The organism is Micromonospora sp. NPDC048909, assembly GCF_040649635.1.
Taxonomy (GTDB): Bacteria; Actinomycetota; Actinomycetes; order Mycobacteriales; family Micromonosporaceae; genus Micromonospora.
The window spans coordinates 341,656-366,136 of sequence record NZ_JBEZFU010000004.1; the positions used below are offsets into that span (position 1 = coordinate 341,656).

Below are 24,481 nucleotides of genomic sequence, written 5' to 3' on the forward strand. Positions count from 1 at the left end.
GCTGGGACGATGGAGAGGCTGCCGCGCCAGGGCGGGGTCGTCCCACCCGGCATCGTCGAGGCGGAGCGACGTTACTGAGGGGACCGCGGAGATGGCCAACCCGTTCGTCAAGGGGTGGAAGTACCTGATGGCGCTCTTCGGCGCCCGGATCGACGAGCACGCGGACCCGAAGGTTCAGATCCAGCAGGCCATCGAGGAGTCGCAGCGCCAGCACCAGGCGCTCGTCCAGCAGGCCGCCGCGGTGATCGGCAACCAGCGCCAGCTGGAGATGAAGCTCTCCCGGCAGATGTCCGAGGTCGAACGCCTCCAGGCCAACGCCCGGCAGGCGCTGGTCCTGTCCGACCAGGCCCGGACCCGGGGCGACGAGGCCGAGGCGGGGCGCTACGAGCAGTCCGCGCAGACCCTGGCCACCCAGCTGGTCACCGCCGAGCAGGCCACCGAGGACCTGAAGACCCTGCACGACCAGGCGCTCGGCGCGGCAGCTCAGGCCCGCCGGGCGGTCGAGAACAACTCGATGATCCTCCAGCAGCGCCTCGCCGAGCGCACCAAGCTGCTCAGCCAGCTGGAGCAGGCCAAGATGCAGGAGAGCGTGGCCCGCTCGCTGGAGTCGATGTCGGCGCTCACCGCCCCCGGCACCACTCCCTCGCTGGACGAGGTGCGGGACCGGATCGAGCGCCGCTACGCCAACGCGATGGGCCGCGCCGAGCTGGCCGGCAACTCGGCCGAGGGCCGGATGCTCGAGATCCAGAAGGCGACGCTCGACTCGGCCGGCTCGGCCCGGCTGGAGCAGATCCGGTCGAGCATGGCCGGCGAGCAGCTCGGCGCGCAGCAGCGGCCGGCCGCGGAGCAGCCGACGCCGGCCGGGCCGGCCACCGATCCGGCCGCCGCGGCCCGGCTCGACGAGCTCCGGGCCAGCATGGCCCGCGAGCGGGGCACCGGAGACACCACCGCCGCCGGCTGAGCGGCCGGTCCGAGGAGGTCAGGGTGGCAGACGAGCGTACGCGGCACTTCCGGCGGCTGAGCCGGCTGCGCCGCTCCGCCCGGCGGTGGAGCGTGCTGGCCGGCGGGCTCGGCGGCGCGGCGGTCGTGCTGACCCCGTACGCCGGGCTCGGGCTGCCCGACGCGGCCTGGGTGGGTGCCGCGGGCAGCGCGGTGGCGCTCGCCGCCTGGCGCTGGATCGACCTGCGGGCGCTGGCCGCCCAGCCGGCGCCGCCGGCGCTCGACCCGGCGGAGGCCGCCGCCCGCTCCCGGGCCCGGCTGGTCGCCGCCGTCGAACGCCTTCCGATCGGCCCCGGCGTGCTGTCCGAGGTACGGCGGGTCCGTGCCCGGGTGGCGCTGCGTGGCACCGGCGCGGCCGCGTCGTGGGCCCGGCTGGACCGGGCGGCGCTCACCCTCGCCGGGATGGCGAACCGGCTGACCGGGATCGCCGAGCCGGCCGCGCTGGAGGCCGCCGCCGCCGACCGGTCGCTGCGGGACCTCGCCCACCGGGTGGCGAGCGTGGAACGGGCGCTGCGCCTCGCCCCGGTCGACGCCCGGCCGCCGCTGGCCGACGCGCACCGGGTGCTCACCGAGCAGCTGGAGAGCGGCGTCGCCGCGTACGAGCGGCTGGTGGTGGCCGCCGCCGGCTACGTGGCCGAGGACGCCCGTCCCGACGGCCCGCACCCGGCCGCGTCCCGGCTGACCGAGGCGACCGACCTGCTGCACGGCGTGGCCGCGGCGCTGGCCGAGCTGCGCGCGGTCGGTGACACGCTGCGCGCTCCCACCCGCTGACCGTCCGTCCCGGGTCACGGCGGCGTGGTGATCGCGACCGGGGCGGTGAACGGTGAGCTGCCGACCACGTTGAACGCCCGGATCCGGTAGTGGTACGTCACACCGCGGGCCAGCCCCGTGTTGGTGAAGCCGCGTCCGCTCACCGTGAAGGTGGCCACCTCCTGGCCGAACGCCGGGTCCAGCGCCCGCTGCACGATGAACCCCGAGCCCGGCCCGGCGGCGGCGCCGGGCGCCCAGCCCAGGATCACCGTCGCGGTGTCCGGTCCCGGCGTGGCGGCGGTGCCGCTCACCGAGGTCGGCGTGGCCGGCGCCGGTGGCGTGGTCACCGCGGCCACCGTCGACCAGGGTGAGGCCGCGCCGAGGTAGGTGGTCCGCACCCGGTAGTAGTACGTGGTGTCCGGGGCCACGGCGGCGTCCAGGTGGTTGTCGCCGACGCCGATTGCGGTGGTGCCCGGGCCGCTGGTGAAGGTCGGGTTGGTGGCCCGCTGCACGTCGATGCCGGTGGCGAAGGAGCGGTTCGCCCAGCGCACCGAGATTCGCAGCGGTGCGGCCGGCGGTACCGCCGCGGTCACCCCGGCCGGGGCGGTGAGCTGCACCGACGCCGGCACGCTGTTCGACCAGGACGAGCAGCTGACCGCGTTCTCGGCCCGGATCCGGTAGTGGTAGGTGACGCCGGGGGTGACCGTGGCGTCGGTGTAGCGGGTCGCGGTGGCGGCCACGGTGATCGTGGTGAGCCCGTCGGTGAAGGTGGCGTCGGTGGCCCGCTGCAGCAGGTGGCTGGTGGCCGGGGGGCGACCGCCGTTGCCGGTCCAGGCCAGCGCGATCGCCGGCAGCGCGGTGGCCGAGCCGGGGGCGGGGGTGGCGGTCAGCCCGGTGGGTGCCCGGGGCGAGACCCGCAGCACGAGCGGCCGGCTCATCCCCAGGTCACGGTGCCCGGCGAGCTGGGTGTGCCAGCGGTACTCCCAGCCGAGGTTGACCAGCTGGTTGACCACCAGCGCGGGCCGGCCGTCGACCGGGCTGACCGGGGTCGAGCCGGTCCTGGCGCCGGCCGGACGTGACGGGTCGAGCAGCCGGACGCTGTCGCCGACCTTGAACGGCAGGACCGGGGCGATCGGGCGCAGCGCCACGATCACGTCCTCCCGGGGGTTGACCCGGACGACCTCCTTCCAGCCCAGCTCACCGCCGTCGGGCGGCCGGATCGTGCCGTCCCAGCCGACCCGGTTGACCACCTGGAGGTCGCAGCCGTCCAGGCGGATCGGCTCGGTCTGCCGGCTGTTGCCCACGATCCGCCAGAGCTGGGTGCCGTCGGCCGGGGCGCCGACGGGGACCGCTGGGTCGGCGGCGAAGAGGATCTCGGTAGCCGGGTCGGTGGTGCCGAGGGGCAGGGTGGCGGGGGTGAGCGGGCCGGCGTGCGGGTGGGCGACGCCGAGCCGACCGGCGAGCCGGCCGTGGCCGGGCTCGAAGATCTGCTGCACGGCCTTGACGGCGATCGGCACGGTGACCGGGGCGGCGCCGCCGGGCGGGGTGAAGGCGACCGTGGTGGCGTGCACCGGCACCACCGTCGCCATCGTCGTCCGGGTGCCGATCGCCGGGTCGTAGGCCGGCTGCGGCACGATCGGCGGGCGCTGGCTGGCCGCGTACGCGCGGGGCAGCCGTTCCCGGAGCCGGGTCAGGTCATACGGCTGCGCCGGGGTGCCGTTGACCCGGAACTGGAGCAGGGTGCGGGTGTTCGGGCCGTAGCCGGGGCGGGTGGCGGGTGCGCCGCCCTCGACGGTCCGGTCCGGCCCGTCGGTGTGGTGGTCGTAGCGCGGGTCGAAGCCGGGCAGCGGGGCGGGGCAGTCGTTGTAGAGGATCAGGGTGCCGCCCGGGGGCACGGCGGAGAAGTCCACCACGACGTCGGCCCGCTCGCCGGGGGCGAGCAGCAGGGCGTGCCCGTCGACGTTCAGCACGGTGGGGTCACGCCGGTCGTACCGGTAGCCGACCGGCCGGTTCGGGATCACCACCGGGGTGGGCAGCAGCCCACCGTCGTTGCCCACCTGGATCAGCTCGGGCCCGGCCGCGTCCGGGTCCGGCACCCCGCCGTCGCGCCCGTCGACCGGCCACTGTGCGGGCCGGCCGGGGGCCCGCACCGCCGGCACCATCGGCACCTCCCCGGCGTCGGCGTCGAGCAGGTTGCCCTCGTCGTCCCACATCGGCGCGTCCGAGCGGGCCCGGTAGAGCTGGAGGTTGAGGCTGCGGTCCAGGCAGGCGTTGAGGATCCGGAACCGGTACGTGCGGGGCTGCACCTCCAGGTAGGGGTAGGCGACCCCGTTGACCAGCGGGGTGTCACCGAACGTCTCGGGCACCGCGCTGGGGTGCGGCACGCCCGGCGTCAGCGGTGGCTCCTCGGCGGCGGCCACCGGGTCGTGATGCGGGTTCGGCACCGGCCCGGGGTGCCCCGTCCCGGTCCCGTTCGGGTCGGTGGCCGCGCGCGGGTGGCCGTCGAGGTCGGGACCACCGTCCGTCGCGGTACGCGACCACGGCCCGTAGTCCCAGCGGCCGGTCGGGTTGAGCCCGCCGCCGCGGTACGGGTTCTGCCGGGGCTGGTAGACGTGCGGGTGCCAGAGGCTGCCCCGGGAACCCCAGCGGTCCCGGTCCCAGGTCGGATCCTCGCCGGCGAGCTGGGTGTCGTCCGGCACGAAGGTCTTGTCCTGGATCACCAGCGGCAGCTCGTCCTCGGGCAGCACCCCGTCGGCGACGAGCTGCTCCTCGGCCGGGTCGGTGAGCAGGTAGAGCGCGAGCTGTCCGGAGTAGACGGTCAGCCGGGCCAGGCCGACGGTGTTGTCGTGGAACCACATCAGCCGGCCGCTCTGCTCGTTCGGGTAGTAGAGCGTGGTGGCGCCGGCTCCGGGCGGTGGCATGTCCGGGACGTGGGTCAGTCCGGTCCCGTTCGGGTACGGGGTGATCTCGCCGGCCGGGGTGACCCACTGCCACGGGTTGCCCGCGCTGATCCAGCCGGTCTGTGCGCCGGCCAGGTGCAGCACCGCCCGGTTCTGCGGGTACGGCGCCGGGCCGTCCAGCGGCCCGATGCCGGCCCCCTCGACGCTCTCGTCGACCGGCAGGAAGAGTTCGCCGGCCCGGCCGGTGGGGAGCTGGTTGATGAACTTGATCCGGACCGGCCGGCCCCGGCGGGCCCGGATCAGCGGGCCGAGGAACCACGGCCGGCCGGGCGGTGCGACGGTGTTGTGCCCGGCCGGGTCGGTGCCGAGGTTGAGCTGCCGATAGCCGCGCAGCCGGGTGGCCGGCAGGTCCCGGTGCAGCCGCTGGGCGTACTGCTGCAGCCCGATCTCGTAGTAGTCGCAGCCCGGGTAGCTGATGGTGTCGGGCACCGCCACGGGCAGGTAGCCGCCCAGCTCGGTGCGGCCGAGCGGCCCGGGGCGCGGCAGCGCGTCGACGAACTTGCGCAGCCCGGTGCCGGCCAGCACCCGGTCGTCGGCGTCGCAGACCGGCCGCGGGCTGTGGGCGAAGTTCGGCACCGGGCCGAAGCACCGCGGCACGGCGGCGGGGTCCAGGCTCGCCGGTGCCGGGGCGGCAGCGCCCTCGGCGGTCCGGGCGGCCGGTACGGCGGCCGCCGCCCGGTCGGCCTCGACGGTGTGGCCGTTGGCGCCGCGCGCCGCGCGGTCGGTCCAGGTGGCCCGGAGTCTGCGAAACATCGCCATGGCTCTCCCCGGGGTCGGGGCGCGACCGTTGCCACCCCGGCGTGGCGACCCGGTCGGGCCGGCTCTGCTGACGATCGGTGAGCGTCCAAACGCAGCATGCGACGCCGACGGCCGGTTAGGAATTACCCAATCGTCCGTTTCTGGGCGGCGGGTGGGGTGGGCCCGGGCGGTCAGCCGGCCGGGAGTTCCGGTTGGCACCTCGGGCACCAGTAGGTGACCCGTTCACCCAGCTCCTGCTTGCGGATGGCGGTGCCGCAGCGGCGGCACGGCTGGGCGCGTCGGCCGTACACGTAGCTGGTCTGCCCCCGGTGCAGCGAGCCGGTGGTGCTCTGCGTCCAGCGCCCCCGGTTCGCCGCGAGCAGCTTCTGGGCGAGGGTCGCCAGGCCGGGCAGGTCGGGTACCGCGCGCACCGGCGTCCACGGCGAGAGGCCGCGCAGGAAGAGCAGCTCGCACTTGTAGAGATTGCCGATGCCGGCCAGGTTGCGCTGGTCGAGCAGCGCCTCGCCGATGGTGGCGTCCGGGTCGGCGGCCAGCCGACGGGCCGCCTCGGCCACCTCCCAGTCGGGGCCGAGCAGGTCGGGGCCGAGGTGGCCGACCAGGCTCTCCTCCGCCGCGGTGGGCAGCAGCGCCAGCTCGTGCAGGTGATAGCCGACCGCCACCGCCCCGGGGCTGCGCAGCACCACCCGGATCAGGTGCGCCGGCCGGGCGGACCAGCGTTCCCCGGGGGCGTACGCCCGCCAGGCGCCGTCCATCCGCAGGTGCGAGTGCAGCGTCCAGTGCCGCTCCCGCACCGGCTCGCCGGTGCCGGCGTCGGCCGGGGCGGCGTCGGTGGCCGGGGCGGCGTCGGTGGCCGGGGCGGCGGTGGTCGGGGCGGCGGTGGTCGGGGCGGTCAGGCGGAGCAGCAGATGCTTGCCGCGGCTGGCTGACTCACGCACGGTCCAGCCGGTCAGGTCCGTGGTGGCCAGCTGTGGAACCCGGAAGTCGCTCGCGGTCAGCGTCGCACCGGCCAGCGCGCGGTGCAGGACGCGGGCGGTGTTCCAGACGGTGTCGCCTTCGGGCATCCTCCCATCCTCTCTCGTCCGAGCCGCATTCGCATGTATCGCTATTTGTACCGTACTTCCGCTCGATCTCCCGATAAGGGGACTATCAGGGAGTTCTGAGGAGAATGCACATGAAAGTAGCTCGTTGTCGTGTCCGTCCCGCCGTCCTCGCCGCTACCCTCTCCCTCGCTCTCATCGTCGCGCTGGTGCCCGCCGCCGGCCCGGTACCGGCCGCGCCGACCCACGGCACCGCCCTCACCCTCGCTCCCGCCGCACCGACCGTCGACCGGTGGAGCATCGATCTCTCGGTCGTCGACGGCGACGACGTCAACGTGCGGCGTACCCCGGCCGGGCTCCGGCTGCGCGACGCCCGCCCGAGCCCGGCCCGGGCCGCCCGCAGCCCGCACAGCGCGGCAGCCGAGGGGATCCTGCTCACCGCGCCGCGCACCCTGTCGCGGCCGGTCACCCGGGTCCGGGCCGAGGTGACCGCGCGGACCGCCCCGGGCGCCACGGTGGAGGCCCAGGTGCGCGGCTGGCGCGCGAGCGGCTGGACCGAGTGGCGCAGCGCCGCCGCCGGAGCGGTCTTCGACCGGCCGGTCACCCGGGTGCAGACCCGGGTGGTGCTCACCGCCCGCGACGCCCGGGCCGCCGCCACGGTCACCGAGGTCCAGCTCAGCGCGGACTCGCGGGCCGCGGTCTCCGCCACCATCCCCGCGCGCACCTACCGGGTGTACGCGACCCGGATCGGGCTGGTCGGCGAGACCACCGCCAACGGGCGGATCGTCCAACCGCGGGACCACTTCGTCGCGCTGCCGTCCCGGCGCGGGCTCGCGCCGCAGAACAGCGGCGACTACACCGTCCGGGTCTGCACCACCACCGGCAGCCGCTGCGAGTACGCCCCGGTCTGGGACGTCGGGCCGTGGAACACCCGGGACGACTACTGGAACCCGAGCTGGGTCCGGGAGAACTGGAAGGACCTGCCGCAGGGCCGGCCCGAGGCGCAGGCCGCCTACCAGTCCGGTTACAACGGTGGGCGGGACCAGTTCGGCCGTACCGTGCTCAACCCGGCCGGCATCGACCTGGCCGACGGCACCTTCTGGGACGGGCTGCAACTCACCACGAACGCCTGGGTCGACGTGGCCTACCTGTGGACCGGTGGCGGATCGCGTGGCGTGGTCGGCGACGGGCCACTCAACATCCGTAGCGGCGCGGGCACCGGCTACGCGGTCCGGGGACTGGCCGCCCGCTACGCCAACGTGCCGATCGAGTGCTACGTGACCGGCCAGTCGGTCAGCGGGCCGTACCGCACCACCACCCGGTGGAACCGCCTGGCCAGCGGGCAGTACGTCAGCCACGCGTACATCTCGGCCGTCTACGGCGCCACCGTGCCGCGCTGCTGACCCGGGCCCGACCGCCCGGAGCCCTCCGGCGCCGCGGGCGGGTCGGGGGTCAGGGGCGCTCGTCCGGGCGGGCCGGGCGGACCATGTCCTGATAGCGCGGGTGGCTGGCGCCGTAGACGGCGAAGTTGAGTCGGGCGTGGGTCAGGCTCAGGTCGCCGTTGGGGCCGCCGCGAACCACGTCGGCGTCGGTGTCGGACTGACCGTCGTCCGTCCAGAAGCAGACCGGGCAGGTGCCACCACCGGTCCGGGAGGCGCAGCAGGGACAGGCAACGGGAACCCAGTGCTCACCCACCGGGGCAGCATTCCACAGTTGAGAATCAGTCGCCCACCCGCACTCGACCGTGGATGGTCAGCAGGTCACCGGGCGTCACGCCGAGCAGCTCCACCGCCCGACCACGGTTGACCGCCACGGCCACCCGGCCCGCCGAATCGGGGTGCACCACCAGGGCGCCCGGAGGCGCGTCGCCGAACGTCCGGCCGCGTACCGCCGGCCAGTCGGGACCGGAGTCCACGGCCGCTCCGGGCGCCGGCGCGGTGACCCGGACCGCCGGCGGCAGCCCGTCCAGCAGCTCCGCCGCGGCGGCGAGCTGAACGTTGCCGAAGGTGTCCACGGTCAGCACCTCGGCGGTGAAGCCCCCGGCGTGCGCGGTCACCACCGGCGTCGGCAGCCGGACCAGCTCAGTCGGATCGAGCGCGGGACCGGCCTCGGCCAGCGGCGCGCCGAGCGCGAGCCGCGCCGCGACCGGCGCGAAGACGTCCCGGCCGTGGAAGGTGCCGGACACCCGGGGCGCCAGCCAGGCCGGGTCGGTCAGCTCGACCGCGGCGCTCACCCCGCCCAGCGCGTCGGCGGCGTCGAGCAGCAGCCCGTTGTCCGGCCCGACCAGGAACCCGCCCGGGCTGGCCAGGGCGATCCCGCGGCGTGCCGTGCCGACGCCGGATCGACCACCGCCACGTGCACCCCGACCGGCAGGTACGGCACGGTCTGGGCGAGCACCGTCGCGCCGCGCCGGACGTCGGCGGGTGGCACCAGGTGGGTCACGTCGATCACCCGGGCGCCCGGCGCGATCCGGGCGATCACACCGTGGCAGGCGGCCACGAAGCCGTCGGTGAGGCCGTAGTCGGTGGTCAGCGAGATCCAGGGTGCGGCGGGCATGCCGGCAGGCTAACGCCCGAGGCCCGGCCCACGTGGGTTCGCCTCGGGGTGGAGGTCAGGGTGCGGTGCGCAGCTCCAGGATCAGCTCGTCGTGCAGCGGGATGCCGTCCTCGCCGGTCAGCGGGATCTCCGGCTTGAGCCGTCGGGCCCGGTCCACCGCGCCCGGGTCCACCCCGACCAGCCGCAGGCCGCGCCGCTGGTAGAACCGCAGCGCCCGGAGGTTGTCGTTGGAGGTGATCAGCCAGAGCCGGGCCAGCCCCGCCGACCGGGCGGTCTGCGCCGCCGCGGCCAGCAGTGCGGTGCCGACGCCGCCACCGGGCACGCCGGCCACCAGGCTGACCACCTCCAGCCCGTCGCCGTCGCGGTGGTGGGCGAGGGCGCCGAGCAGCGCGCCGGCGGCGTCCACCGCCACCAACGTCGGCAGCGTACGCAGGTCGTAGCGGGTGTCGTGGGCGATGACGTACGGGCCGCCCCATTCCCGCTCGTGCAGCGTGTCCACCGCGGTCCGCTCGCCCGGCCGCGCCGCCCGTACCGTGATCCCGTCCACGTCACCCTCCCTCGCCGGCACCGGATGGTAGCCGGGGGCCACCCCGGCGGCGCGGGTCTTTCGAGCTGGCGGATATGGGACACGGCGACTGGCCGACCGGCCACTGCCGCCGCCCGGGCCGGTTCGGCAGACTGCCCTGGTGACACATCGGAGCCTGCCCGCCGTCGCGGTACTCGTGATCGCCGCCGCCCTCACCACCGGCTGCGGTGGTGCCGACGGCGACCGGCCCGCAGCCGCCCCGCCAGCGGCCAGCCCGTCCGCCGTGGCCAGCCCGTCCCCGCTGGTGTCGCCGACCGCCGCCGACTCGCCCCCGGCGGTTCCCCGGGCCGGGGACGCCCCGGCCGTGCAGCCGCCAACCGAGCGTCGCCCGGCCAGCCCGCCACCGGTGGTGCTGCCCCGCCGCCCGGCCGGCGCGCCCGGAGCCAAGCAGGTGATCGACGCGTTCCGGAGCGCCGGCCTGAAGGTGCCCAACCCCCGCGACCGTTCCGTCGACTGTGGACCCGACGGGCTCGGCCTGGGCTGCTCCGAGCTGATCGCCACCGACGCGGTCACGGTCTACGTCTTCCCCGACGAGACCAGCGCCGGCGATCTCGCCGCGACCTGGGGCGGCCAGTCGTACCGCCGGGGTCCGGTGGTGCTCAACTATCTGGAGGCCCGGACGCCGGCCGCCGACCGCCCCCGCTACGAGCGGGTGCTCGCCGGCCTGTAGCGACCCGACCGGCTGGTCAGCCGCGCAGGCGCAGGCCGCGGGGGGTGGCCCGGAAACCGGCGGCGGTCAACGCGTCGCGCAGCGGCGAGGCGTGCACCGCCTCGCCGTCGGCGCGCTCGACCGAGATGGCACCCAGCGCACCGGAGTGGACCGCGTCGGCCAGCGCCTTGGCGGCCGCGGCGAGCGCGTCGGCGTCGGCGGTGAAGGAGAGCAGCGTGCGGCCACCCCGCTCCACATAGAGCGCCAGGTCGCCGCCGACCAGCGCGACCAGGGCTCCCGCCTTTCGGCCGGCCCGGTGCCCACTGGCCGGTGCGTCGCCGTCACCCGAGTCGACCGCCCGCTCCGGCCAGGGCAGGGCGGCGCCATAGGGATTGGCCGGGTCGGTGGCGGCGAGCACCAGGGGCGCCACGGCCTGCCCCCGGGCGCCGTCGGCGGGCTCGGCCAGGGCCCGGATCCGGTCGACCGCGCCGGGCACGGCGAACTGCGCCGCGCCCAGCCCCTCGACGAAGTAGCCCCGGCGGGCCGCGCCGCGCTCCTCGAGCGCGGAGAGCACCGGATAGACCGCCGCGAAGCCGCCGACAACCTGCTCGGCCACGACCGCGCCCCGGGTGACCACGCCGTGCCGTTCGAGCAGCACGTCGGCCAGGGCGGCGGCCCGTCGGGTCGGGTCGGTGTCGCGTTCGGGCAGCCGTGACCAGCGCCCGGCCACCGTGGGCGGGCCGCTGCGGGTGGGCAGGGCCACCCGGCCGGGCCGGCGGTAGCGGGTCCGCGGCGCGGACGGCCGGGACCGGTGCGCCCCGCCGGCGCCGAGCACCGCCCGCAGCGGGGCGAGGGTGTCGTTGGTGAGGTGCCCGGCCCAGACCAGGTCCCAGACGACGGCGGTCAGCGCGGCGTCGTCGGTGCAGTTGACCCGATCGGCGAGCGGGCGGAAGAAGAGCGCCTGACCGTCGGCGAGGGCGTCGAGCACCGCCTCGTGCAGCGGGGTGAGGGCCAGTGCCTCGTCCGTCGGCGGGAGCAGCAGCGGCGCCGCGTCGGCGTAGGCGAGGGTGACCCAGCCGTCCCCACCGGAGATCGCACCGGAGCCGGCCCAGAGCACCTCGCCGCTGGCGCAGAGCTCGTCGAGCTGGGCGGGGGAGTAGTCGGCGACCCGGCCGGGCAGCACCAGACGCTCCAGCGCCGAGGCCGGCACCGCCGCGCCCTGCAACTGCTCGACCGCCGCGGCCAGCGCCTCCACCCCGCGGGCGGACGAGCCGACCTGCTGCCAGCGGGGCAGGAAGGCGGCCAGCGCCCGGGGTGGCACCGGCTCGATCTCGCGGCGCAGCGCGGCCAGCGAACGGCGGCGCAACAGCCGCAGCACCTCGGCGTCGCACCACTGGCTGCCGGCGGTGTCCGGGGTGAACTCGCCGGAGACCACCCGGCCGGTGGCGGCGAGCCGGCGCAGCGCCTGCTCCACGACGAAGACGCCGAGCCCGAACCGGGCCGCGCAGCTGGCCGCGGCGAACGGGCCGTGCGTGCGGGCGTAGCGGGCGACGAGGTCACCGAGCGGGTCGGCGACCGGCGCGAGATAGGCCTCGGCCACCCCGACCGGCAGCGCCACACCGAGCGCGTCGCGCAGCCGGGCGGCGTCCTCCACTCCGACCCAGCGCTCCTCGCCGGCGATGCGGACCCGCAGCACCCGCCGGGCCGCCTCGAGCTCGGTGAGCCACTCGACCGGCGCTCCGCGCTCAGCCAGCTCGACCGTGCTGAGGTCGCCGAGCACCCGGAGCAGCTCGACGACGTCCTCCGCGTCGCGCGGGCGGCGCTGCTCGGTCAGCCAGCGCAGCTGCCGCTCGGTCTCGACGAGCACCGCCGGGTCGAGCAGCTCACGCAGGTCGACCCGGCCGAGCAGCTCACCGAGCAGGGCGGAATCCAGCGCCAGCGCGGCGGCCCGCCGCTCGGCGAGGGGGGCGTCGCCCTCGTAGAGGAACGCCCCGACGTAGCCGAAGAGCAGCGAGCGGGCGAATGGTGAGGGCTGGCTCGTCTCCACCTCGACCAGCCGGACCTTGCGGGCGGCCAGGTCACCCATCAGCTCGGCAAGTGCCGGCTGGTCGAAGACGTCCTGGAGGCACTCCCGGGCGGCCTCCAGGGTGACCGGGAAGTCGGCGTATTCCCGGGCGACGTCGAGCAGCTGGGCGGCGCGCTGGCGCTGCTGCCAGAGCGGCTGCCGGCGGCGCGGGTCGCGGCGGGGCAGCAGCAGCGACCGCGCCGCGCACTCGCGGAACCGCGAGGCGAAGAGCGCGGAAGTGCCGACCGACTCCTCGACCAGCTGGGCGATCTCGTCGGGCTCGAAGGCGACCACGTCGGCGCCCGGCGGCTCCTCGGCGGTGTCGGGCAGGCGCACCACGATGCCGTCGTCGGAGGGCATCACCTGCGCGTCCACCCCGTAGCGTTCGGCCAGCCGACGCCCGATGGCGAGCGCCCAGGGCCCGTTGACCTTGGCACCCAGGACGCTGTGCACCGCGAGCCGCCAGTCGCCCAGCTCGTCGCGGAACCGCTCGACCACGATCGTCCGGTCGTCGGGCAGTGAGCGGGTGGCCGTCCGCTGCTCGCGCAGGTAGGCCATCAGGTTGCCGGCCGCCCAGTCGTCGAGCCCACCGGCGCGCAGGGCGCTGATCGCCGCCTCGTCGCTCTGCCGCAGCAGCGCGCGGATCCGGGCGCCGATGGCGCGGCCCAGCTCGACCGGCCGGCCCAGCGAGTCGCCCTTCCAGAAGGGCATCCGGGCCGCCTGCCCGGGGGCGGGAGAGACGAGCACCCGGTCGGGGGTGATCTCCTCGATCCGCCAGGAGGAGGAGCCGAGCAGGAAGACGTCGCCGACCCGCGACTCGTAGACCATCTCCTCGTCGAGCTCACCTACCCGGGCGGCGCGTTCGGCGCCGGCCAGGAAGACGCCGAAGAGGCCTCGGTCGGGGATGGTGCCCCCGCTGGTCACCGCGAGTCGCTGCGCGCCGGGACGGCCGGTGAGCAGGTCGGCGGCCCGGTCCCAGACCAGCCGGGGACGCAGCTCGGCGAAGGCGGTCGACGGGTAGCGGCCGGAGAGCATGTCGAGCACGGCGTGCAGCGCGGAGTCGGGCAGCTCGGCGAAGGGCGCGGCGCGGCGCACCAGCACGGCGAGGTCGCCGACCCGCCACGGCTCCAGCGCGACCATCGCGACCACCTGCTGGGCCAGCACGTCGAGCGGATTACGCGGAAAGTGCAGCTCCTCGATCGCGCCGTCACTCATCCGCTCGGCGACCACCGCGCAGGAGAGCAGGTCACCGCGGTGCTTGGGGAAGACCACCCCGCGGGAGACCGCGCCGACCTGGTGCCCGGCCCGGCCGACGCGTTGCAGTCCGGCGGCGACGCTGGGCGGCGCCTCGATCTGCACGACCAGGTCGACCGCGCCCATGTCGATGCCCAGCTCCAGGCTGGAGGTGGCGACGACCGCCGGCAGCTGCCCCGACTTGAGCGCCTCTTCGATGTGCTTGCGCTCCTCGCGGGAGACGCTCCCGTGGTGGGCCCGGGCGATCACCGGCGCCGCGCCGCTGGCCGCCCCGGACTGGGCCATCACCTCGGCCGGCGGCCGGGTGCCGCCGCCTCCGGCGGGCGGGGCGTCACCGACCTCCTCGGCGGCCAGTTCGTTGAGCCGGGCGCAGAGCCGCTCGGCGCTGCGCCGGGAGTTGGTGAAGACGATGGTGGAGCGGTGCGCCCGGATCAGGGCGAAGACCCGCTCCTCCACCGCCGGCCAGATCGACGCGCGGCGGGGCCCCGGCCCGCCCAGGTCGTCCTCCGGCGGCTGCTCGTGCTCGTCGAGGCGGGTCATGTCCTCGACCGGGACCTGGACGGCGACCTCGATGGTCTTCGCGCTGGGCGGCTGCACCACGTCGACCGGCCGCGCGCCGCCGAGGAACTGGGCGCAGCCGTCGATCGGCCGGACCGTCGCGGAGAGGCCGATCCGCTGGGCCGGGGCGGGCAGCAGCTCGTCGAGGCGCTCCAGGGAGAGGGCGAGGTGGGCGCCGCGCTTGCTCCCGGCGACCGCGTGCACCTCGTCGACGATGACCGTCTCGACGCCGCGCAGTGAGTCGCGCGCGGCGGAGGTGAGCAGCAGGAAGAGCGACTCGGGCGTGGTGATGAGGATGTCCGGCGGGGTGCGGGCGAAGGCCCGACGCTCGTCGGCCGGCGTGTCGCCGGTGCGCATTCCGACGGTGATCTCGGGTGGGGCGACGCCGAGCCGGGTGGCGGCCTGCCGGATGCCGGCGAGCGGGGCGCGCAGGTTGCGCTCGACGTCGACCGCGAGCGCCTTGAGCGGGCTGACGTAGAGCACCCGGCAGCGGTGCCGGGCCTCGGCCGGGGCGGGCTCGCGGGCCAGCCGGTCCAGCGACCAGAGGAACGCGGCGAGCGTCTTGCCGGAGCCGGTGGGCGCCACCACCAGCGCGCTGTGGCCGGCGGAGACCGAGCGCCAGGCGCCGGCCTGGGCGGCGGTGGGGGCGGCGAAGGCAGCGCGGAACCACTCCCGGGTCGCCGGGCCGAACCCGGCCAGCACGTCGGTGCCCGCCGCGTCGGGGCCGCCTGTCTTATCCGCCACCTCTCCATCCTGCCGCGCCGGTGTGACAACCCGGCCGGGTGGAGCGCTGTTTGTGTCCGGCAACGGCGCTTACGAGGCGGATATGACGCTTGATGCGTTAAGTCTCACTTAACTGCTTGCTTGTGATGCACAACATAAAGTAACTTCACTCGGGACAAGAATCGGGGCGGAGGGGATCGGATGCCGGTCGAGCGGCGCAACGTCGAGCCCGGCACCGACGTGCTCATCCGCAAGGTCGACAGCCATCTCGCCGCCGTCCGCGTCGGCCTGCACGGGCCCGAGCTGGAACTCGCCGAGCGGCTGGCCCGCTGCCTGCGCGAGCTGGTCGTCACCACCGCCCACGCGAGCGCCGCCGACCGCGGCCAGGTCCGCGCGGCGGTCCACTACTTCGTGCTGCGCCGCGAGAGCCGTGGCCGGCTGCTGTCGGTGCGTTCACTGGCCGCCGCCGAGCGGGTGGTGGACCGGGTCGCCCGCCAGCTCGGCCGCGCCGACCTGCTGGCCGAGCCGCCGCGCCACGACCTGGTCGCCAGCGAGTCGGTCCGCCCCGGGGACGCCGTCTCCCGCTGACCCGCCGCTCCCGAGCCCGGCCGAGGCTCCGCTCAACCCTCGCCGTGAGTCGCCCGCCGCCGTCCGCTTGGCGCGCTCCCCTGATGCCGCCCCGCTGACCGGTCCGGCAAGACCGGCGTTCAGGGTGATTTCCGGAAAAGGTGCCCGAAGGAGAGCGAACTGGCGTCTGATCGCTCCTAGGCGCCGACCGCGCGGGCGGCGTCCGCCACTGCCACCACGACCGGGAGTGCGGGTGCTCGTACTGCTCATCCTCCACCTCGTGGCGGCACTCCTCGCACCGTTCCTCGTCCACTGGTGGGGCCCGCGCGCCTGCTACGTGCTGGCCCTGGCGCCGGCCGCCGCGTTCGGTTGGGCGCTGGCCCGCACTCCCGCGGTCCGCGACGGGTCAGCGGTGGTCGAGACCTACCCGTGGATCGGGCAGTTGGGGCTCGACATCGCGCTGCGGCTGAGCACCCTCTCCTGGCTGCTGACCCTGCTGGTCGGCGGCGTCGGCGCGCTGGTGCTGGTCTACTGCGCCCGGTACTTCACCCCGGGCTCGCTCGGCCTGGCCCGCTTCGCCGGCGTGCTCGTCGGGTTCGCCGGGGCGATGCTCTGCCTCGTCCTCGCCGACGACCTGCTGCTGCTCTACGTCGGCTGGGAGCTGACCACGATCTTCTCGTACCTGCTGATCGGGCACAGCACCGAGCGGCGGTCCAGCAGGTGGGCCGCCGCCCAGGCGCTCACCGTCACCACACTGGGCGGGCTGGCCATGCTGGTCGGCTTCATCATGATCGGCGAGCACGCCGGCACCTACCGCTGGTCGGAGATCGCCGCCCGGCCGTTGCCCGGCGGCGGTTACCTGGTGGCCGCGGTGCTGCTCGTCCTGGTCGGGGCGCTCTCCAAGTCGGCGGTGCTGCCGTTCAGCTCCTGGCTGCCGGTGGCGATGGCGGCGCCCACGCCGGTCAGCGCCTATCTGCACGCGGCGGCGATGGTGAAGGCCGGCGTCTACCTGATCGGACTGCTCGCGCCGATGCTCGCCACGGTCGGGCCGTGGCGACCGGTGGTGGTCGTCGCCGGCCTGGCCAGCATGCTGGCCGGTGGCTGGGCCGCGTTGCGGCAGACCGACCTGAAACTGCTGCTGGCGTACGGCACGGTGAGCCAGCTGGGCCTGCTGGTGGTGCTGATCGGCGCGGGCACCCCGGACGCCGCGCTGGCCGCGGTGGCCATGCTCCTCGCGCACGCCCTGTTCAAGGCGGCGCTGTTCCTGGTGGTCGGGGTGATCGACCACGGTGTGGGCACCCGGGACCTGCGCGAGCTCTCCGGCCTGCGGCACGGCGCCGGCCCGCTGGTCGCCGTCGCGGTGCTCGCCGCCGCGTCCATGGCCGGGGTGCCCCCGCTGGTCGGCTTCGTCGCCAAGGAGGCGGCCTTCGCCGCGTTCACCGACCAGCCGGTGATCCTCGCCGGGCTGGTGATCGGCACGGTGCTCACCGTCGCCTACAGCGCGCGCTTCCTCTGGGGCGCGTTCGCCGACCGCCCCAACGTGGAACCGACCCGGCTCACCCGGATCGCCCCGTCGCTGTTCGTACCGCCGGCGGTGCTCGCCGTGGCCGGGCTGGTGGCGGGTCCGTTCGCCGGCGGGCTGGACGTGCTGCTCCGTCCGTACGCCGAGCTGTTCGGCACCCTCGACGCGCACCTGGCGCTCTGGCCCGGGCCGACCCCCGCGCTCGGCCTCTCCGGCCTGGTGCTGGTCGCCGGTGGGCTGCTCTTCGCGCTTCGCGGCCCGCTCGCCCCGGTGCTCGCCCGGCTCCGCTCGCCCGTCGGCGGCAACGCCGGATACGAGTGGGTCATCGGCCGCTTCGACCGGTTGGCCGTGGAGGTCACCGGCGGCACCCAGCGCGGATCCCTTCCGCAGTACCTCGGCATCATCCTGGTCGCGCTGGTGCTGCTGCCCGGCGGGGCGATGCTCGCCGCCCGCCCCTGGCAGGAGCGGATCGCCGCCTGGGACACGCCGCTGCAACCGGTCGTCGCGCTGGTGCTCGCGGTCGCGGCCGTGCTCGCGGTCCGCGCGCGTCGCCGGTTGACCGCGATGCTGCTGGTCGGGGTGACCGGCTACGGCACCGCCATGCTCTTCGTCCTCTACGGCGCGCCCGACCTGGCGTTGACCCAGTTCCTGGTGGAGACCGCGACCATCGCGGTCTTCGTGCTGGGGCTGCGCCGCCTGCCGGAACGGTTCTCGGCCCGGCCGCTGCGCCGGGCCCGATGGCTCCGGGGGGCGATCGGCGTGGCGGCCGGGCTGGTCACCGCCGGCCTGGCCCTGGCTGCGGCGGGCGCCCGCCAGGCGCCGGCCATCTCCGCCGCCTTTCCGGAGCTGGCACTCGACGAGGGGTACGGCCGCAACGTGGTCAACGTGACCCTGGTCGACATCCGGGCCTGGGACACCATGGGGGAGCTGTCGGTGCTGGTGGTGACCGCGACCGGGGTGGCCAGCCTGATCTTCCAGCGCTCCCGGACCGGGCCACGACCGCGCCGGCCGGAGCCGGCCCGCCGGGCGGACCGACCCGGCCGGCCGGTCTGGCTGCGCGGCGGCGCCCGGCTGCACGAGCGGCGACGCTCCATCGTGCTGGAGGTGGTCATCCGACTGATCTTCCACACCGTGGTGCTGTTCTCCCTGTTCCTGCTCTTCTCGGGACACAACGCGCCGGGCGGGGGCTTCTCCGGTGGGCTGGTGGCGAGTCTCGCGCTGGTCGTGCGCTACCTGGCCGGCGGCCGGTACGAGCTGGCCGAGGCGGCGCCGATCGGGGCCGGCACGGTGCTCGGCGCCGGGCTGGCCGTCTCGATCGGCACCGGCGTGGTCGCCCTGCTCGCCGGCGGATCGCTGCTGCAGAGCGCGCGGATCGACCTCTACCTCCCGCTGATCGGCGACTTCTACGTGGTCACCTCGCTCTTCTTCGACATCGGCGTGTACCTGGTGGTGGTCGGGCTGATGCTGGACATCCTGCGCAGCCTCGGCGCCGAGGTGGACCAGCACATCGAGGTGGCCGGCACCGGCGCGCGCGGCCTGGCCGTCGAGCCGGGGGAGCAGCGGTCATGACCGCGGGGGGCTCGGGGCCGACGCTGGTGCTGGTGATCGCCGTCGGCGTGCTGGTCGCCAGCGGGGTCACCCTGCTGCTGGAGCGGAGCCTGACCCGGATCCTGCTCGGCGTCATCCTGCTGGGCAACGGGGTCAATTTGCTCATCCTGTTGGGCGGCCGGTCGGGTGGCGCCCCGGTGGTCGGCACCGGTCCGGTGGACCGGATGAGCGACCCGTTGGCCCAGGCCATGGTGCTGACCTCGATCGTGATCACCTTCGGGCTGACCGCGTTCCTGCTCGCGGTCAGCTACCGCAGCTGGTATCTGACCGGCGACGACGAGGTGCCGGACGACCTCGAGGACCTGCAGATCATCCGCCGGGCCGAGCGGGACGAGGTGGCCACCACGGACCTCGGCGGGGAGGGCCCGGACGCCGATCCGGAACAGGTCGACCCCGAGCCGGCGCGGCGCCGGCTGCGGCGCGGGGAGGGCGTCGAATGACCGGGTACCCGCGCCCCGGCCCGAACCGGGTGGCCCGGTGAACCGGCTGGTGCCGCTGCCGGTGGTGGTGCCGCTGCTCGGCGCGGCGCTCACCCTGTTGCTGGCCAACCGGCCCCGGCTGCAGCGGAGCGTCAGCGTGGTCGGGCTGACCACCACGCTGGCGGTCGCCGTGGCGTTGCTGGTGCAGGCGTACCGGCACGGGCCTGTGGTGCTGGCGATCGGGGGTTGGCCGGCGCCGGTCGGCATCGTGCTGGTCGCCGACCAGCTCGCCGCGCTGATGGTGGTGGTCTCCTCGGCGGTCACCCTCTGCGTGCTGCTCTACTCGATCGGCCAGGGACAGGGGGAGACCGGCGAGACCGCCCCGGTGACCATCTACCACCCGACCTACCTGGTGCTGACCGCCGGCGTGACCAACGCCTTCCTCGCCGGTGACCTGTTCAACCTCTTCGTCGGCTTCGAGATCCTGCTGGCCGCGAGCTTCGTGCTGATCACCCTGGGCGGCACCGAGACCCGGATCCGGACCGGGTCGACGTACGTGGTGGTGAGCATCCTGTCGTCGATGGTCTTCCTGGCCGCGGTGGGGCTCGTCTACGCGGCCACCGGCACGCTCAACATGGCCCAGCTCGCCCAGCGCCTGGACGCGCTACCGGACGGCGTACGGCTGGCGTTGCAGTTGATGCTGTTGCTCGCCTTCGGGGTGAAGGCCGCGGTCTTCCCCCTCTCGGCCTGGCTGCCGGACAGCTACCCGACCGCGCCGGCCCCGGTCACCGCGGTCTTCGCCGGCCTGCTCACCAAGGTCGGCGTCTACGCGATCATCCGGACCGAGACGCTGCTCTTCCCGGGCGGGCAGGTCGACGAGTTGCTGATGGTGGTGGCCGGACTCACGATGCTGGTCGGCATCCTCGGCGCGGTGGCGCAGTCGGACATGAAGCGACTCTTCTCGTTCACCCTGGTCAGCCACATCGGCTACATGATCTTCGGAGTGGCGTTGAGCACCGTGGCCGGGCTCTCCGGCGCGATCTTCTACGTGGTGCACCACATCACCATCCAGACCACCCTCTTCCTGGTGGCCGGCCTGGTCGAGGAGCGGGCGGGCAGCACCGACCTGCGTCGGCTCGGCGGGCTGGCCCGGGTGACACCGCTGGTCGCCGTGCTCTTCTTCGTACCGGCGATGAATCTCGCCGGCGTGCCGCCGTTCTCCGGCTTCCTCGGCAAGCTGGGGCTGCTCCAGGCCGGCGTGGCGGCCGGTGGACCGCTGCCCTGGGCGCTGGTCGCGGCCGGCGCGGTGACCAGCCTGCTCACCCTCTACGTGGCCTCCCGGGTGTGGAACATCGCGTTCTGGCGGGCGCCGCGGCTGGCCGACGCCGGCGCCGCCCGGCTGCCCGGGCTGATGATCGGGGCCACCGTCGCCCTGGTCGCGTTCGGGCTGGCGCTGACCGTGATCGCCGGTCCGCTCTTCGACGTCACCGCCGACGCCGCCACCGACCTGCGGGACCGGACCCCGTACCTGCGGGCCGTCCTGCCCGGTGGTCCGCCGTGACCCGGCCGGAGCGCAGCCGGATGGGGCGCTGGCGGGACCAGGCGCTGGCGCTCGGCTGGCTGGTGCTGATCTGGAATCTGCTCTGGGGCGATTTCACCTGGGGCAACCTGGCGGGCGGGCTGCTGGTCGGCGGTGCGGTGCTGGTCTTCTTCCCGCTGCCGCCGGTCACGTTCGGCGGCCGGCTGCGCCCCGGGGCGCTGCTGGTGTTCGCCGCGCGCTTCGTCACCGAGCTGGTGGCGGCGAGCGCGCACGTCGCCCGGATCGCGGTGCAGCCCGGCTGCCGGCCGCGCGGCGCGATCATCGCGGTCCAGCTGCGGGTGCGTACCGACCTGAACCTGGCGCTCACCGCCGAGGCGATCTCGCTGGTCCCGGGCACGCTCATCCTCGAGGTGGACCGGGACACCGGAACGCTCTACATGCACGTGCTCGACGTCCGCGGGCCGGCGGACCTGGTCGAGAGCCGGGCCCGGGTGCTCGAGGTCGAACGGCGGATCGTCCGGGCGCTCGGCTCGGCCGCCGAGGTGCGCCGGGTGGAGACCGATCCTGCCGAGAAGGAGAACCGTCCGTGATCACGTTCCTCGCCGTTGTCCTCACCGTCCTGTTCTCGGTGACCGCGCTGCTCGCGCTGGTCCGGCTCTATCGGGGGCCCTCGCTGCTGGACCGGGTGGTCGCCGCCGACATGCTGCTCGCCACCATGGTCGGCGCGGTGGGCGCCGAGGCGGCGGTCAACCGGCACGCCACCACGCTGCCGGTGCTGGTGGTGCTCTCCCTGCTCGGGTTCGTCGGTTCGGTCTCGCTGGTCCGGTTCGCCGTACGGGAGGAGGACACCTGATGCTCGCCACCGTCGCCGACTGGCTCGGCGCCGTCTTCCTGGTCGCCGGCGGGCTGCTCGCGCTCGCCGCCGGGATCGGGGTGCTGCGCTTCCCGGACGTGCTGGACCGGATGCACGCCGCCACCAAGCCGCAGGTGCTCGGGGTGCTGCTCCTGCTGGCCGGGGTCGCGCTGCGGCTGCGTACCGTCGCCGACCTCGGCATGGTGCTGCTGGTCGCGGTCTTCCAGCTGGCCACCGCGCCGGTGGCCGCCCAGATGATCGGCCGGGCCGCGTACCGCGCCGGGCGGGTGAACCGGGACCTGCTCGACGTCGACGAGTTGGCCGACCGATGACCGCGCCCGACCGGGTGAACCGGACAACCGGCGCCTTCGGCCCACCCCCAGCGGACGTACAGCGGACGCCGATAAAATGGCGGCATGATCGACTCTTCTGCCCAGGAGGGCAGCAGTAGCCAGCCGGGTCGTGCCCGGCATCCGATGGCCCCGACCTCGTCGCGGGGAGCCCTGAGCCTCCCGTGTTGATCGTCCTAGGCCTAGTCCTGATCATCGTTCTCACCGCCGCCACCGGCTACTTCGTAGCCCAGGAGTTCGGCTACGTGGCCGTCGACCGGGGCAAGCTCCGGCAACTCGCCGACGACGGTGACCAACCCGCCGCCCGCGCGCTCGAAGTGACCGGTCGGCTCTCCTTCATGCTCTCCGGTGCGCAGCTCGGCATCACCGTCACCGCCCTGCTGGTCGGTTATGCCGCGGAGCCGTATCTCGGCGCCGGTCTCGCCGACCTGCTCGGGCTGGCCGGGGTCGCCGAGTCGCTCAGCCTGCCGCTCTCGGTGGTGCTGGCCCTGCTCATCGCGACCGTGGTGCAGATGGTCCTCGGTGAGCTTGCCCCGAAGAACCTCGCCATCGCCCGCGCCGTCCCGGTGGCCCGGGCGCTGTCCCGTTCCACCCTGATGTACCTGAAGGTGGCCGGTCCCGTGGTCCGGCTCTTCGACCGGTCCGCGGTGCGGCTGCTGCGCCGGATCGGCATCGAGCCGATCGAGGAGCTGCCCAGCGGCGCCACCCCGGAGGACCTGGAGCAGATCATCGCCGAGTCCCGCCAGGAGGGGCACCTGGACGCGGAGATGTCCACCCTGCTCGACCGGGGGCTGGACTTCCGCGAGCTGACCGCCGGCGAGGCCATGGTGCCCCGGGTCGACGTGCACACGGTGCGCGCCCACGAGCCGGTCAGCCGGGTGGTCGAGCTGCTGGACACCGGCCACTCCCGCTTCCCGGTGCGCGGCGCGGAGGGCGTCGACGACCTGGTCGGCGTGGTCGGCATCGCCGACGTGCTCGGCGTGCCCCCGCAGCAGCGCGCCAGCACACCGGTGAGCGCGGTGGCCGTACCACCGCTGCTGGTGCCCGAGACGCTGCCGCTGCCGACCGTGCTCGACCGGCTCCGCTCGGGTCACCGGCAGCTGGCCTGCGTGGTCGACGAGTATGGAGGCTTCGCCGGGGTGATCACCCTGGAGGACATCGCCGAGGAGTTGGTCGGCCCGATCCGGGACGAGGACGATCCGCCCGAGCGGGCGCCGGCCCGGCAGGACGACGGCTCCTGGGTGGTGCCGGCCCGCTGGCGGATCGACGAGGTCGCCGACAGCACCGGCATCACGCTGCCCGAGGCCCCGGAGTACGACACCCTCTCCGGCCTGGTCATGCGGGAGCTGGGCCGGGTGCCCGAAGTCGGCGACCGGCTGGAGATCAGCCTGCTGGCCGACGGCGACGACGGCGAGGCCGACCGGCGCGCCCTGGTCGAGGTGCTCGCCGTCGACCGGCACGTGGCCGACTCCGTCCGGCTCCGGGTCACCGAACCCGGCTCTCCCCGCCGCGAGGTGTCCGCGTGAGCGCGAGGAGTGAGCTTGCGAGCCCCGCAGTCGCGAACGAAAGGCGGGCCCGATGAGCCCCGGGATCGCGCTGCTCACCTCGGTGGTGCTGCTGGCGCTGAACGGCTTCTTCGTGGCCGCCGAGTTCGCCCTGGTGGCGAGCAAGCGGTACCGACTGGAGCAGGCCGCGGCGGGCGGCGGGCGGGCGGCCCGGGCCGCGCTGGACGGCGTGCGCGAGCTGTCGCTGATGCTCGCCGGCGCGCAGCTGGGCATCACCCTGTGCACGCTGGGCCTCGGCGCGCTCGCCGAGCCGGCCATCGAGCACCTGCTCAGTCCGGCGCTGCACGCGGTGGGGCTGCCCGACGCGGCGAGCCACGCGGTGGCGCTGGTCTTCGCGCTGGGCCTGGTCACCTTCCTGCACCTGGTGGTCGGCGAGATGGCGCCGAAGTCGTGGGCGATCACCGACGCGGAGCGCTCGGCCACGCTGCTGGCTCTGCCGTTCCGCGCGTTCGCCCGGGTCTCCCGGCCGGTGCTCTCCGCGCTCAACGCGCTGGCCAACGCGATCCTGCGGCTGGTCCGGGTGAACCCGCAGGACCAGCTGGCCCAGGTGCACGGCCCGGACGAGCTGCGCATCCTGCTGGAGCAGTCCCGCGAGCACGGGCTGCTCGGCGCCGAGCAGCACCAGCTGCTGACCAGCATGCTGGAGTTGCAGGGCACGACCGTGGCCCAGGTGATGGAGCCGTTCGCCACCATGGTGACGGTCCGCCGGGACGATCCCGCCGAGCGGGTCGAGCAGGTCAGCCGGGAGAGTGGCCGGTCCCGGCTGGCGGTGCTGGACGCCGCCGGCGACGTCTGCGGGCTGGTGCACGTCCGGGAGGCGGTGCGGGCGGTCACCACCGGCCAGTCGGCGACCGCCGGTGAGCTGATGAGCAGCGCCTTCACCCTGCCGGCCGCGGCGTCGGTGACCGAGGCGGTGGCCGCGATGCGGTCCCGTCAATCCCAGCTCGCGTTGGTGCGCAACGGCGGTGGGCCGGCCCGGCCGATCGGTTTCGTGGCGCTGGAGGACCTGCTGGAGGAGGTCATCGGCGAGTTCGACGACGAGACCGACCCGGTGCCGCGCGGACGCCGGTTGCGATAAATCGGACGCTTCGCCGAACCCGGGGTGACCACCGGCGCGGTCCGCCAAAGTTGAGGGCGGGCGCGCGTCCGGGGACGGAGGGG

18 protein-coding genes and 1 pseudogene are annotated in these 24,481 nt (G+C 75.0%); 13 read left to right on the plus strand and 6 right to left on the minus strand.

Features of this window, described 5'->3' with window-relative positions:
• Window positions 1–91: 91 nt before the first annotated feature.
• Window positions 92–961, plus strand: a complete 870-nt coding sequence (locus AB0C04_RS13820) for a PspA/IM30 family protein (protein ID WP_357053083.1) — start codon at window positions 92–94, stop codon at window positions 959–961.
• A gap of 23 nt (window positions 962–984) precedes the next feature.
• Window positions 985–1,770: a hypothetical protein gene (locus tag AB0C04_RS13825; RefSeq protein ID WP_357053086.1), complete on the plus strand. Its 786-nt coding sequence runs from the start codon at window positions 985–987 to the stop codon at window positions 1,768–1,770.
• Between the two features lie 14 nt (window positions 1,771–1,784).
• On the opposite strand, the gene AB0C04_RS13830 is transcribed toward AB0C04_RS13825, so the two are convergent.
• Both AB0C04_RS13830 and AB0C04_RS13835 read right to left on the minus strand, forming a co-directional pair.
• Window positions 1,785–5,468, minus strand: coding sequence for a hypothetical protein (locus AB0C04_RS13830; protein WP_357053090.1), 3,684 nt, complete (start codon window positions 5,466–5,468; stop codon window positions 1,785–1,787).
• 170 nt (window positions 5,469–5,638) lie between these two features.
• A complete protein-coding gene (locus tag AB0C04_RS13835) occupies window positions 5,639–6,529 on the minus strand; it encodes a zinc finger domain-containing protein (protein WP_357053093.1) in 891 nt (296 codons plus the stop codon).
• 110 nt (window positions 6,530–6,639) lie between these two features.
• Between AB0C04_RS13835 and AB0C04_RS13840 the strand changes: the two genes are divergently transcribed.
• On the plus strand, window positions 6,640–7,908 hold the full coding sequence (locus AB0C04_RS13840; RefSeq protein WP_357053096.1) for a hypothetical protein: 1,269 nt from the start codon (window positions 6,640–6,642) through the stop codon (window positions 7,906–7,908).
• 49 nt (window positions 7,909–7,957) lie between these two features.
• Here the strand turns inward: AB0C04_RS13840 and AB0C04_RS13845 are convergent, their stop codons facing one another.
• From AB0C04_RS13845 to AB0C04_RS13855, 3 genes and pseudogenes are all read right to left on the minus strand, one after another.
• Window positions 7,958–8,200, minus strand: coding sequence for a CPCC family cysteine-rich protein (locus AB0C04_RS13845; protein WP_350869854.1), 243 nt, complete (start codon window positions 8,198–8,200; stop codon window positions 7,958–7,960).
• 25 nt (window positions 8,201–8,225) lie between these two features.
• A pseudogene (locus AB0C04_RS13850) lies at window positions 8,226–9,061 on the minus strand (SAM-dependent chlorinase/fluorinase).
• A gap of 55 nt (window positions 9,062–9,116) precedes the next feature.
• The gene (locus AB0C04_RS13855) at window positions 9,117–9,608 is read right to left on the minus strand and encodes a GNAT family N-acetyltransferase (RefSeq protein ID WP_357053099.1); all 492 of its coding nucleotides are present in this window, start codon (window positions 9,606–9,608) and stop codon (window positions 9,117–9,119) included.
• A 139-nt stretch (window positions 9,609–9,747) separates the two neighbouring features.
• Here AB0C04_RS13855 and AB0C04_RS13860 point away from each other — a divergent pair, with 139 nt between their 5' ends.
• The gene (locus AB0C04_RS13860) at window positions 9,748–10,317 is read left to right on the plus strand and encodes a hypothetical protein (protein ID WP_357053102.1); all 570 of its coding nucleotides are present in this window, start codon (window positions 9,748–9,750) and stop codon (window positions 10,315–10,317) included.
• Window positions 10,318–10,333: 16 nt separating this feature from the next.
• Here the strand turns inward: AB0C04_RS13860 and AB0C04_RS13865 are convergent, their stop codons facing one another.
• The gene (locus tag AB0C04_RS13865; RefSeq protein ID WP_357053105.1) at window positions 10,334–14,917 is read right to left on the minus strand and encodes an ATP-dependent helicase; all 4,584 of its coding nucleotides are present in this window, start codon (window positions 14,915–14,917) and stop codon (window positions 10,334–10,336) included.
• Between the two features lie 180 nt (window positions 14,918–15,097).
• On the opposite strand from AB0C04_RS13865, the gene AB0C04_RS13870 reads away from it, so the two are divergent.
• From AB0C04_RS13870 to AB0C04_RS13910, 9 genes are all read left to right on the plus strand, one after another.
• Window positions 15,098–15,484 carry a hypothetical protein gene (locus tag AB0C04_RS13870; protein ID WP_357053108.1) on the plus strand — a complete coding sequence of 129 codons (387 nt, stop codon included), beginning with the start codon at window positions 15,098–15,100 and terminating at the stop codon, window positions 15,482–15,484.
• Window positions 15,485–15,716: 232 nt separating this feature from the next.
• Window positions 15,717–18,554 (plus strand): Na+/H+ antiporter subunit A, encoded by a 2,838-nt coding sequence (locus AB0C04_RS13875; protein ID WP_357053111.1) that lies wholly within the window; start codon window positions 15,717–15,719, stop codon window positions 18,552–18,554.
• Window positions 18,551–19,033, plus strand: coding sequence for a Na(+)/H(+) antiporter subunit C (locus AB0C04_RS13880; protein ID WP_357053114.1), 483 nt, complete (start codon window positions 18,551–18,553; stop codon window positions 19,031–19,033). Before AB0C04_RS13875 ends, AB0C04_RS13880 begins: the two co-directional genes overlap by 4 nt.
• A gap of 37 nt (window positions 19,034–19,070) precedes the next feature.
• Complete coding sequence (locus AB0C04_RS13885) at window positions 19,071–20,573, plus strand: Na+/H+ antiporter subunit D (protein ID WP_357053117.1); 1,503 nt, start codon at window positions 19,071–19,073, stop codon at window positions 20,571–20,573.
• A 20-nt stretch (window positions 20,574–20,593) separates the two neighbouring features.
• Window positions 20,594–21,142 carry a Na+/H+ antiporter subunit E gene (locus AB0C04_RS13890; protein ID WP_357053729.1) on the plus strand — a complete coding sequence of 183 codons (549 nt, stop codon included), beginning with the start codon at window positions 20,594–20,596 and terminating at the stop codon, window positions 21,140–21,142.
• Complete coding sequence (locus tag AB0C04_RS13895) at window positions 21,139–21,405, plus strand: monovalent cation/H+ antiporter complex subunit F (protein ID WP_357053120.1); 267 nt, start codon at window positions 21,139–21,141, stop codon at window positions 21,403–21,405. The genes AB0C04_RS13890 and AB0C04_RS13895 overlap by 4 nt, the downstream gene beginning before the upstream one ends.
• Window positions 21,405–21,737 carry a monovalent cation/H(+) antiporter subunit G gene (mnhG, locus tag AB0C04_RS13900; RefSeq protein WP_357053123.1) on the plus strand — a complete coding sequence of 111 codons (333 nt, stop codon included), beginning with the start codon at window positions 21,405–21,407 and terminating at the stop codon, window positions 21,735–21,737. The genes AB0C04_RS13895 and mnhG overlap by 1 nt, the downstream gene beginning before the upstream one ends.
• Window positions 21,738–21,919: 182 nt before the next feature.
• The gene (locus AB0C04_RS13905) at window positions 21,920–23,281 is read left to right on the plus strand and encodes a hemolysin family protein (protein ID WP_357053127.1); all 1,362 of its coding nucleotides are present in this window, start codon (window positions 21,920–21,922) and stop codon (window positions 23,279–23,281) included.
• A gap of 52 nt (window positions 23,282–23,333) precedes the next feature.
• Complete coding sequence (locus AB0C04_RS13910; protein WP_357053130.1) at window positions 23,334–24,398, plus strand: hemolysin family protein; 1,065 nt, start codon at window positions 23,334–23,336, stop codon at window positions 24,396–24,398.
• Window positions 24,399–24,481: the final 83 nt, after the last annotated feature.

Excerpts from the sequence above, each read along its gene's own strand:
- AB0C04_RS13890 (WP_357053729.1), top strand. The coding sequence starts at position 20,594 with ATGGGGCGCTGGCGGGACCAGGCGCTGGCGCTCGGCTGGCTGGTGCTG.
- AB0C04_RS13835 (WP_357053093.1), bottom strand. The coding sequence starts at position 6,529 with ATGCCCGAAGGCGACACCGTCTGGAACACCGCCCGCGTCCTGCACCGC.
- AB0C04_RS13840 (WP_357053096.1), top strand. The coding sequence starts at position 6,640 with ATGAAAGTAGCTCGTTGTCGTGTCCGTCCCGCCGTCCTCGCCGCTACC.
- AB0C04_RS13870 (WP_357053108.1), top strand. The coding sequence starts at position 15,098 with ATGCCGGTCGAGCGGCGCAACGTCGAGCCCGGCACCGACGTGCTCATC.
- AB0C04_RS13830 (WP_357053090.1), bottom strand. The coding sequence starts at position 5,468 with ATGGCGATGTTTCGCAGACTCCGGGCCACCTGGACCGACCGCGCGGCG.
- AB0C04_RS13880 (WP_357053114.1), top strand. The coding sequence starts at position 18,551 with ATGACCGCGGGGGGCTCGGGGCCGACGCTGGTGCTGGTGATCGCCGTC.
- AB0C04_RS13910 (WP_357053130.1), top strand. The coding sequence starts at position 23,334 with ATGAGCCCCGGGATCGCGCTGCTCACCTCGGTGGTGCTGCTGGCGCTG.
- mnhG (WP_357053123.1), top strand. The coding sequence starts at position 21,405 with ATGCTCGCCACCGTCGCCGACTGGCTCGGCGCCGTCTTCCTGGTCGCC.
- AB0C04_RS13820 (WP_357053083.1), top strand. The coding sequence starts at position 92 with ATGGCCAACCCGTTCGTCAAGGGGTGGAAGTACCTGATGGCGCTCTTC.